A 9,084-nucleotide genomic window follows, 5' to 3' on the forward strand; every position below is an offset into this window, starting at 1 on the left:
GGAGGTCGTCCATGAATCAGGTGGAGCAGAGCGTCGCTGAGTATGTCGACGAGGTCTGGGAGGATGTCGTCGCTGATATCGAGCAGCTGGTGAGTTATCCTTCCGTGGCAGTTTCTGCCGATGCGGAGCCCGGCGCGCCGTTTGGCCGCCCGGTCCGTGACGCGCTCGATTGCGCGCTCGGCATTGCGCAGAAGCTCGGCTATCAGACGAGCGACGACGAGGGCTATGTGGGAATCGCCGATATCCCAGGCCGCGGCGACAAGCAGCTCGCGACTATCTGCCACGTGGACGTGGTTCCCGCCGGCCCTGGCTGGAACACCGATCCGTTCGCGATGGAGCGTCGCGAGGGCTGGTTGCTCGGTCGCGGCGTGATCGACGACAAGGGCCCGGCAGTGCTGTCGCTTTATGCCGGCGCGTACCTGTTCAAGCACGGCATTGTTCCGCGCTACACCTTCCGCGCGCTGCTGGGCTGCGATGAGGAAGTGGGCATGTCCGACGTTCACCATTATCTGGAGAACCACGCAGACCCCGACTTTTTGTTTACGCCCGATGCCGAGTTCCCGGTCTGCAATGCCGAGAAGGGCCAGTTTGGGGCGACGTTCGTGAGTCCCAAGATCGACGGCGGGCGCATCGTGTCGTGGAGCGGCGCCGAGGCGAGCAATGCCATTCCGTCGCAGTCCATCTGCGAGCTCGCGATTGCCGCCGATGAGCTGCCGGCGCCGGTCGAGAATGCTGACCGCCTGGAGATCACGGCTCTCGACAATGGTCATGTGCAGATTTTCGCCCACGGTATTGGCGGTCACGCCTCGATGCCCGAGGGGACGATCAATGCCGTCGGCCTGATCGTGTCGTATCTGCGCGAGGCCGAGGACGCGTTTGGTGCCCGCGGCGAACGCCTGCTGACGCCTGCCGAGCACGAGTTTGTCAAGTTTTTGGCCTTTGTGCATGCGGACGCCTATGGTCGCGGCCTGGGTATCGACGCGACGAGCCCGGCGTTTGGCCCGCTCACCTGCAACCCCGGCGTCATCCGCGTGGTGGATGGCCATATCGAGCAGGTCATCGACGTGCGTTTCCCTGATAGCACGAGCGCCGATACCATCCGCGAGCAGCTCGAGCCGCTCGTGGGGCGCTTTGACGTGACGTGTCGCCTGGGTCATGCAAAGGTGCCGTTCTCGGTGTCTGCCGACGATCCGGCCGTGAAGGCGCTTATCAATACCTATAACGAGTTTACGGGCAAGCACGCCGAGCCTTTTGCCATGGGCGGCGGCACGTACGCGCGCAACTTTGCCCGCGCCGTGTCGTTTGGCCCCGAGGAGACCGGCCTGGAGCTGCCCACATGGGGCGGCCAGATGCACGGTCCCAACGAGTGCGCCAACGAAGAGCAGCTCAAGCAAGCACTCAAGATCTATATTGTTGCGATCCTCCGTTTGAATGAATTAGAGCTTTAGGGTTTCGCGGTTTCCCAATCTAAGTTGCGGTGGAATAGTTCCTAGAATGGGCCATTTGATGGCCAAGCAGGAACTGTTTCACCGCAACTTTGTTTTTATTGGTGTAAAAGGTGCGCCATGTTCGGCGCTGGATTGTTATCCGTTTGTAAAGGCTGGGCCGCGCTTGCGGTAAGGGTCTATCAAATGGCCGTAAGAAACCGCAGATAAGGCGGTCGTCGCCCGATCGAGGCCGTATCTTTCCAAACAGCAAAGCGGGCAGGGTGCCCGCGAGTCGCATGTATGAAAGGAAGATCATGCTCGATCAGGCTTATTCTCGTCGTCAGTTCCTCGGCCTCGCTGGTGGTCTTGCCAGCATCGTCGGCCTCGGCCTCGTTGGCTGCGGTGGCGCAGGCGCTTCCAACGCCGCCGACAAGGGTAGCGCCGCTGCTGCCGAGTCCGTCTCCGGCGAGGTGACCTACGACGGTGCCTCCTCGTTCCAGGCTCTCGTCGAGGCTGCTGCCGAGAAGTTCATGGATGCCAACCCCGACGTCTCCGTCTCCGGCTCGGGCAACGGTTCGGGCAAGGGCCTGACCGCTGTCGCCGCCGGCACCGTCACCATCGGTAACTCCGACGTCTTCGCCGAGACCAAGCTCGAGGCCGACCAGGTCAAGAACCTCGTCGACCACGAGGTCGCCGTCGTGGGCATGGGCCCCGTCGTCTCCAAAAACGTGACGGTCGACGACCTGTCCCTCGAGCAGCTCAAGGGCATCTTCTCTGGCCAGATCACCAACTGGAAGGAGGTCGGCGGCGACGACGCCACCATCGTCGTCCTCAACCGCAAGGCCGGCTCCGGCACCCGCGCCACCTTCGAGGCCGCCGTCTTTGGCGACGAGGCCGTCGACTTTAAGGGCGACGCCGAGCTCGACAAGTCCGGCGACGTCCAGACTCAGATGGGCAGCACCGATAACGCCATCTCCTACCTCGACTTCTCGCACTTCGATGACTCCAAGTTCAACGCCATCAAGGTCGAGGGCGTGGAGCCCAAGAGCGCAAACGTCACCGACGATTCCTTTAAGATTTGGGCTACCGAGCACATGTACTGCGCGAAGGACGCCGACGAGGCCACCAAGGCCTTCCTGGAGTTCATGCTTTCCGACGACGTCCAGGGCAAGCTCGTCGAGGAGCAGGGCTTCATTCCCGTCTCTGCCATGAAGGTCGTCAAGGACGCCAGCGGCAAGGTCTCCGCTAAATAAGTAATCGCCCCGGAAAGGTTTGCAATGGCAAAACAGCTGCCAAAGCGCGACCTTGAGAACGTAGGCCTGGGCGTCACGGGCGCGTGCGTAGCGCTCGTGACGCTTGTCGTTGCCGCGCTCATCTTTATGGTCGCCCAAAAGGGCCTCTCGGCATTTGTTAAGGACGGCGTTTCGGTCGTCGAGTTCTTCACCGGTACCAAGTGGGACCTGGCCAACACAGCCGAAAACGGCCTGCCCTATACCGGCGCCCTGCCCCTGATCGTCACCTCGTTTGCGGTCATGGTACTCTCTACGCTCATCGCGCTGCCCATCGCCATCGGCTCTGCCATTTTTGCGGTCGAGATCCAACCAAAATTTGGCTCCAAGGTCTTTCAGCCGCTTATTGAGCTTTTGACCGGCATTCCCTCGGTCGTCTTTGGCCTGATCGGCTTTCACGTGGTCGTTGGCCTCATGAAGAGCGTTTTCCACGTGAGCACAGGCCTGGGTATCTTGCCCGGCGCTATCGTGCTGGCAGTCATGATTCTGCCGACGATGACCACGCTTTCGGTCGATGGCCTGCGCGCCGTGCCCGATAGCTACCGCCAGGGTTCGCTCGCGCTGGGCTACACCCGCTGGCAGACCATCTGGCACGTGGTGCTCAAGTCCGCCATGCCCTCGCTCATGACCGCAGTCATCCTTGGCATGACCCGCGCCTTTGGCGAGACGCTCGCCGTGCGCATGGTCATTGGCGGCATCGAGGCCATGCCGACGTCGCTGCTGTCGCCGGCGTCTACCATCACCACCACGCTCACCACGTCCATGGCGGTCTATGCCGAGGGCTCGGCCCAGGACGACATCCTGTGGGCGCTCGGCCTGCTGCTGATGGGCATGAGCCTCATCTTTATCCTGATCATCCATCTCATTGGCCGCAAGGGGGCGAAGGCTCGTGGCTAGCACGCGCATCCATATCGACGAGGCGAGACTCGGGCGTGTCCAAAGGCAAGACCGTATCGCCACGGGCGTGCTGACGGCGATTGTCGCCATCGTCATGCTTATCGTCGTCTCCATGGTGGCCTACATCCTGTTCGAGGGTATTTCGACGCTGTTCCAGCCGGGCTTTCTCACGCAGCCCGCACGCGCCAACGGAACGCAGGGCGGCGTGCTCTACCAGCTGTTCGACTCGTTCTATCTGCTGCTGATTACCCTGATCATCTCGGTGCCCATCAGCCTGGGCGGCGCGGTCTTCCTAGTTGAATACGCGCCCGACGGTCCCATTCGCGACATCGCCTCGACCGCCATCGAGACGTTGTCTTCGCTGCCCTCCATCGTCGTCGGCATGTTCGGCTTTCTGGTGTTCTCGGTGCAGCTGGGCTGGAAGTACTCCATCATCTCCGGCGCCGTCGCGCTCACCATGTTCAACATCCCCATCCTGGTGCGCGTGATTCAGCAGGCGCTCGAGGACGTGCCGCAGGCCCAGCGCGATGCGTGCCTGGCCATGGGCCTCACTCGCTGGGAGGCCACACTGCACATCCTGATTCCCGAGGCCATGCCCGCCATCGTGACCGGCATCGTGCTTTCGGCCGGCCGCGTGTTTGGCGAGGCCGCGGCGCTGCTCTTTACCTCGGGCATGAGCTCGCCGGTCCGCCTCAACTTCTTGAGCTTTAACCTGTCGAGCCCCACCTGCGCCTGGAACGTGTTCCGTCCCGGCGAGTCGCTGGCCGTGCACATCTACAAGATCTATGGCGAGGGCAGCCCCGAGGCCCAGCAGATCGTCTGGGGCACCGCGGCACTGCTGATGATTTGCGTGCTGCTGTTTAACGTAGTCGCCCGTATCGTGGGCAAGCAACTGGCAAGGAAGATGACGGCCGAATGAGCGATATGAATGCAACGCCCGCAACCGAGGCGGCCACGTCCGACACCCCCCAGGACTTTCTGTCGAGCGTGGGGGAGAGCGAGAGGCGCGTGCGCGTGAGCGGCAAGGCCGTGAGCGACGAGGTCGTGCTCTCCGCCAAGGACGTCAACGTGTACTATGGCGACCACCATGCGCTGCACAATACGTCGCTCGACTTCCACAAGGGTGAGATCACGGCGCTCATCGGGCCTTCGGGCTGCGGCAAGTCGACCTTCTTGCGTAGCCTCAACCTGATGAATCGCGAGATTCGCCGCTGTCGCGTGGAGGGCGAGATCAACTACCGCGGGCGCAACGTGAACACCAAGACCGAGAACACGTACGAGCTGCGTCGCTCCATCGGCATGGTGTTCCAGCAGCCAAACCCCTTCCGCAAGTCCATTCGCGACAACATCACCTTTGCGCCCAAGCGCCACGGCATCACCGACCGTGACGAGCTCGACCGCATGGTCGAGGAAAGTCTGCGCGGTGCCGCGCTGTGGGACGAGGTCAAAGACAAGCTCGACAAGAGCGCCTACGCGCTTTCGGGCGGTCAGCAGCAGCGTCTGTGCATTGCGCGCACGCTGGCGCTCAACCCCGACGTAATCCTGTTTGACGAGCCCTGCTCGGCGCTCGACCCCATCTCGACGCTGGCGATCGAGGACCTCATGTCGTCGATCGTGGCCGACCGCGCCATCGTCATCGTGACGCACAACATGGAGCAGGCGTCGCGCGTGTCCAACCGCACGGCGTTTTTCTACATGGGCGATATGGTCGAGTACGACGAGACCGACGAGATTTTCCAACGGCCCAAGGATAAGCGGCTGAATGATTACCTCACCGGCATGTTCTCCTAGTCCGGGACATGCTTGAGGCCCGCGGCGGCCACGGTTGCCGCGGGACTGATTGGAGAGGCGGGTCATCTCTTGCGGGAGATGGCCCGCCTTTTTGTGTCGTGTGCTGGTGCGCTTGCCCAAAACCACCACGAAGGCGCCCGTCCCCTTTGTGGTGGTTTTCGCTATCATGGAGAACGTTGAATTTCTACGAAGGAGCAGGGCATATGGCGATTCTTTTGGGATGCGATTCCGTCAGCCTAGAGTTTCCCACCAAGCATATTTTCGATAGCGTGACGCTCGGCGTGGGCGAGGGCGACCGCATTGGTATTGTCGGTAAAAACGGCGACGGCAAGTCGACGCTGCTGAGCGTGCTCGCCGGCACGCTGGAGCCCGATGACGGACGCGTGACGCACCGCCGCGGCATCACGATCGGTCTACTCGGCCAAAAGGACCAGCTTGTCGATACCGATACCGTGCATCATGCCGTTGTGGGTGACGCCCCCGAGTACGAGTGGGCGTCGAGCCCCCGTACGCGCCAGATCCTCGCCGGCCTCATTAGCGATGTGCCCTGGGAGGGCATGGTAGGCGAGCTCTCGGGCGGTCAGCGCCGCCGCGTGGACCTCGCGCGCCTGCTGATCGGCGACTATGACGTGCTCATGCTCGATGAGCCCACCAACCATCTGGACATGCGCACCATCAACTGGCTTGCGCGTCACTTAAAGGCCCGCTGGCAGCGCGGTCAGGGCGCGATGCTCGTGGTCACGCACGATCGCTGGTTCTTGGACGAGGTCTGCACCAGCATGTGGGAGGTTCACGACGGCCAGGTCGATCCCTTCGAGGGCGGCTATTCGGCATATATCCTGCAGCGCGTGGAACGCGACCGCATGGCCGCGGTTATCGAGGAGCGCCGTCGCAACATGGCACGTAAGGAGCTCGCGTGGCTGAGCCGCGGTGCCCAGGCGCGCTCCACCAAGCCCAAGTTTCGCGTGGATGCCGCTCGCGAGCTGATCGCCGACGTGCCGCCCGTGCGTGACGAGCTGGAGCTCAAGCGCCTGGCCGTGAGCCGCCTGGGCAAGCAGGTTATCGATGTGGTCGACGTGGACGCCGGCTATGCGGATACCGATGGCGCGCCCAAGCAGGTGCTCAACGACGTGACCTGGCTCATTGGTGCGGGCGACCGCTATGGTCTTTTGGGCGAGAACGGCGCCGGCAAGTCGACTTTGCTCGACGTGATCCAGGGCAAGATCGCGCCCCTGCGCGGCCGCGTGAAGATCGGCCAGACGGTGCGCTTTGGCGTGCTGTCGCAGCAGCTCGAGGAGCTCGAACCCTACATGGGTGACACGATCCGCGAGGTGCTCAGCCACTATAAGAAGTACTACGTCATCGACGGCAAGGAGACTTCGCCCGAGAAGCTCTGCGAGCGTCTGGGCTTTACGACGCAGCAGCTCTGGAGCCGCATCGGCGATCTTTCGGGCGGCCAGCGCCGTCGCCTGTCGCTGCTGCTGACGATCCTGGACGAGCCCAACGTGCTCATCCTGGACGAGCCCGGCAACGATCTGGATACCGACATGCTGGCGATTGTCGAGGACTTGCTGGACGGCTGGCCCGGCACGCTGATTCTGGTGACGCACGACCGCTTTTTGATGGAGCGCGTGACCGACCAGCAGTGGGCGCTGCTCGACGGCCACCTGACGCATATGCCCGGCGGCGTCGACCAGTACCTGCGCCTGTGCAACGCTACCGCCGAGGGCGAGCCCGTGGGCGCGCCGAGTGCCAAGACCGGCACGTTCGACACCGGTGCCGCGGCTGCGACGGCCGATAAGCCCAAGGCGAGCGGTCAGCCCAATGGCCTGTCCAACGCCGAGCGCCAAAAGCTCCGTCGTGAGGTGAGCTCGCTCGAGCGCAAGATGGAAACGCAGCGCGCTCGCGTGGAGGAGGCCGAGGCCGCCATGGCCCAGGTCGATCCCACCAACTACACGGCGCTGGGTGAGCAGCAGGCAAAGATCGACGAGGCACACGCCGCCATGGACGAGCTGGAGATGGCGTGGCTCGAGGCGAGCGAAAAGCTCGAGGGCGAGGAGTAGGCGAGAATGATCAAAGCCGCGTTTTTCGATATCGACGGTACGCTGCTGAGCTTTAAGACCCACCGGATTCCGGCGTCGGCGCAGCAGGTGCTCGACAGCTTTCGCGAGCAGGGAATTGCGTGCGTGATCGCCACGGGCCGTCCGACCTACCAGATGCCGGACTGGCTGTTCGACCTGGGCTGGGATGCGTACATTACGCTTTCGGGCCAGCACTGCTTTGATGGCAAGGGCGTTTACCGCAGCTGCCCGATCGATCCGGACGACGTCGCGGCGATCGTGGACCAGGTGGCGCAGGGGTGCTACGACTCGCTGTGCATGCAGGGCGAGAACTCGTTTGTGAACCGTCTATCCGAGCGCGTGGTGACGGCCGGCAGCAACGCGGGAATTGTCTACCACGAGGAGCCGTTTGAGCACGCCTTTGACGCGCCGGTCTACCAGTTTTGCGCCTTTGTGGATCCGGCCGACGAGCATATCGTGACCGACGCCGTGTCGCATTCGCTCACCACGCGCTGGTGCGACCTGTTCTGCGACATTATTCCCGCTAACGGCGGCAAGGACCTGGGTGTGGCGGCGACGCTCGAGCGGCTTGGTATCGACGCGAGCGAGGCGATTGCCTTTGGCGACGGCGAGAACGACCTGTCGATGTTTGCCGCCGTGGGCACGAGCGTGGCCATGGGCAACGCGCAGGATACCGTGAAGGCCGCGGCGACCTACGTGACGACCGCCGTAGACGACGACGGCATCTACAACGCCGCCGAGCACTTTGGCCTGCTATAGCTACGGATTCGGCACTTGGGGACGTTCCTTTTGCGCCGGCAGTCGGGGGCACTCCTTGCGGGGCGTGTCCCCGCTTTGTTTTCGTCCCGTGCGTTTTGTGAAACACGGTTAACTTTTTAGACAACGTAGTAAGACATAGGCAACTTTTGCGGTAAAGTAAATCAAGCAAAAGTATCCAAAGGCTAACTAGAAGCCATCGCGAAAGGCGGCCCATGGCCCTGCGTGAATCTGGAGAAGACTATCTCGAATCTATTTATGTGCTCTCGGAGCGCCAGGGCGTCGTTCGCTCGATTGACGTTGCCGAATACCTGGGCGTAACCAAGGCAAGCGTCTCTAAAGCCATGGCTGCCTTGGAGAGCAACGGCTACGTGGAGATGGGCAAACGCGATGTGCATCTGACGGAACGCGGTCTTGAGGTCGCCCGTCAGATGTGGGAGCGCCACTGCTTTTTCGTGGGGTTGCTGGAGGATGCAGGCGTTTCGGCTGAGGTTGCGTCGCAAGAGGGCTGCCACATGGAGCACTGCCTGAGCGAGGAGAGCTTTGAGAAGTTAAGGGCGATGTTGGGGCGGGAAGATGTGGCGGGCCCAACAACGGAAGCCTAACTGACTCACAGTGGCGCGGAGTTCGCGCAAAGCGCGAACCAGCGACCGGGACCAGTAGCCCCACCAACTAAGTCCAACTCAGACAAGGAACCCCGCCAACAAGCGATGCCCAAGAACCACCAGCGATGTCACCGCAGGCCGGGGCCGGGCTTGGTTTTGAAAACATTCCGCACTGATATTTTCTGTATTGAAGACGTCGATGATGCACCCGTATACCATTGACGTCGACACCATCAGA

At 62.3% G+C, this 9,084-nt stretch carries 8 protein-coding genes; all 8 read left to right on the top strand.

The window, feature by feature from the left end:
• Nucleotides 1-11 precede the first annotated feature (11 nt).
• The 8 genes from GT571_RS07010 to GT571_RS07045 all read left to right on the top strand — a co-directional run bounded on the left by GT571_RS07010 (nucleotide 12) and on the right by GT571_RS07045 (nucleotide 8,846).
• On the top strand, nucleotides 12-1,448 hold the full coding sequence (locus GT571_RS07010; RefSeq protein ID WP_161145156.1) for a M20 family metallopeptidase: 1,437 nt from the start codon (nucleotides 12-14) through the stop codon (nucleotides 1,446-1,448).
• 275 nt (nucleotides 1,449-1,723) lie between these two features.
• A complete protein-coding gene (locus tag GT571_RS07015) occupies nucleotides 1,724-2,680 on the top strand; it encodes a phosphate ABC transporter substrate-binding protein (protein WP_240140097.1) in 957 nt (318 codons plus the stop codon).
• Nucleotides 2,681-2,704: 24 nt separating this feature from the next.
• Nucleotides 2,705-3,613 carry a phosphate ABC transporter permease subunit PstC gene (pstC, locus tag GT571_RS07020; protein WP_161156298.1) on the top strand — a complete coding sequence of 303 codons (909 nt, stop codon included), beginning with the start codon at nucleotides 2,705-2,707 and terminating at the stop codon, nucleotides 3,611-3,613.
• The gene (gene pstA / locus GT571_RS07025; protein ID WP_117564462.1) at nucleotides 3,606-4,532 is read left to right on the top strand and encodes a phosphate ABC transporter permease PstA; all 927 of its coding nucleotides are present in this window, start codon (nucleotides 3,606-3,608) and stop codon (nucleotides 4,530-4,532) included. Before pstC ends, pstA begins: the two co-directional genes overlap by 8 nt.
• Nucleotides 4,529-5,404 (top strand): phosphate ABC transporter ATP-binding protein PstB, encoded by an 876-nt coding sequence (pstB, locus tag GT571_RS07030; RefSeq protein WP_117564461.1) that lies wholly within the window; start codon nucleotides 4,529-4,531, stop codon nucleotides 5,402-5,404. Before pstA ends, pstB begins: the two co-directional genes overlap by 4 nt.
• Before the next feature lie 203 nt (nucleotides 5,405-5,607).
• Nucleotides 5,608-7,467: an ABC-F family ATP-binding cassette domain-containing protein gene (locus GT571_RS07035; RefSeq protein WP_161156300.1), complete on the top strand. Its 1,860-nt coding sequence runs from the start codon at nucleotides 5,608-5,610 to the stop codon at nucleotides 7,465-7,467.
• Between the two features lie 6 nt (nucleotides 7,468-7,473).
• Nucleotides 7,474-8,244: a Cof-type HAD-IIB family hydrolase gene (locus GT571_RS07040; protein ID WP_117854924.1), complete on the top strand. Its 771-nt coding sequence runs from the start codon at nucleotides 7,474-7,476 to the stop codon at nucleotides 8,242-8,244.
• Nucleotides 8,245-8,456: 212 nt separating this feature from the next.
• Nucleotides 8,457-8,846, top strand: coding sequence for a metal-dependent transcriptional regulator (locus tag GT571_RS07045; protein WP_161156302.1), 390 nt, complete (start codon nucleotides 8,457-8,459; stop codon nucleotides 8,844-8,846).
• Nucleotides 8,847-9,084: the final 238 nt, after the last annotated feature.

Origin of the sequence: Collinsella aerofaciens (genome assembly GCF_009876115.1) — a bacterium.
In the GTDB taxonomy this organism is placed as follows: domain Bacteria; phylum Actinomycetota; class Coriobacteriia; order Coriobacteriales; family Coriobacteriaceae; genus Collinsella; species Collinsella aerofaciens_N.